Annotated in this window: 1 protein-coding gene; it reads left to right on the top strand. The window is 41.0% G+C overall.

Features of this window, described 5'->3' with window-relative positions; genetic code table 11:
- Positions 1–788 precede the first annotated feature (788 nt).
- Positions 789–1,129, top strand: a 341-nt coding sequence (locus ACWHAR_RS22605) for a cytochrome ubiquinol oxidase subunit I (protein WP_452087894.1), incomplete at its 3' end; no start/stop codon positions are given.

Genomic DNA, 1,129 nt, shown 5'->3' with positions numbered 1-1,129 from the left:
ACCATCAAGTGTTTACTTAAGAAGTATCTATCATAAATACAACCTAAGTATAGCAGGATATTGTGAAACATTTCACAAATTTTGTGTATTTTGTTTGAACAAATGTATGGTTCGATTTTCATAGAATAAACGGGGTATCGTTATTGTTTATTTCAAAGCAATAAATATTCCTTCCCTTCCTCCGTTAATAGTCAGCGGGAGCTGGATGGCTGTGCAGGGGGAAAAACGTGCGGTGCAGTCAGCTCGTGCTGCGTGAAGGCTTCAGTGGAGATAAATCAGCAAATGGATGAAGGGAATGCGCAGAAGGCGGAAGGAAGATTTCACAGATTGGACAAAACAGCAGAACTTTCCGTAAGGCGCGCTCACACTGAAGGAAAACCCCGAATTTGTTTCACTGCATATAACGGTTTTCTTTTGATGCGACAGGCTTTCGCGAAGAATCACAGATGTTGAATGACGAAATGTTCCACGTGAATTTCGGGGCATTTTTCTCATGTTGTTTTAGTGCTTGTTAACCAGCGTGTCACAAAATATCTATAATTCCTTCGTATAATTGTCACAATGACATCCATAAATTAGGGAAAATGTACTTTATTTAAGAAGGAATTCGCGGTAAAGTACAGGTATAAATAACCATCCTGATAATAACGGAACATCAATGCGGGCCGAGGTCACCCTTTTGTCTGTAATCATAATCACATTAATAAGATGCATGTGAAAGTCTGAGCAAGTGTGATGCCCATTTGGCAAACGGGCCCGGCTAGAACAAAGAGGAGGAGACAGGAACAGTGGACGAACTCATTTTGGCAAGATTTCAATTTGCTTCAACAACGATCTTTCACTTTATTTTTGTACCGATGTCAATCGGGCTTGTCTTTATGGTTGCTTTAATGGAAACCCTTTATGTCGCAAAGAAAAAAGACATTTACAGAACGATGGCTAAATTTTGGGGGCACTTATTTTTAATTAATTTTGCAGTCGGTGTTGTCACCGGGATTTTACAAGAATTTCAGTTCGGAATGAACTGGTCGGAGTACTCCCGCTTTGTCGGTGATGTATTCGGCGCTCCGCTCGCGGTGGAAGCGCTGCTCGCTTTCTTTATGGAATCGACGTTTATCGGTTTGTGGAT

The sequence above is a fragment of the Bacillus sp. LR--39 genome (assembly GCF_053613335.1).
This window is presented reverse-complemented; position numbering and strand designations above follow the sequence as displayed.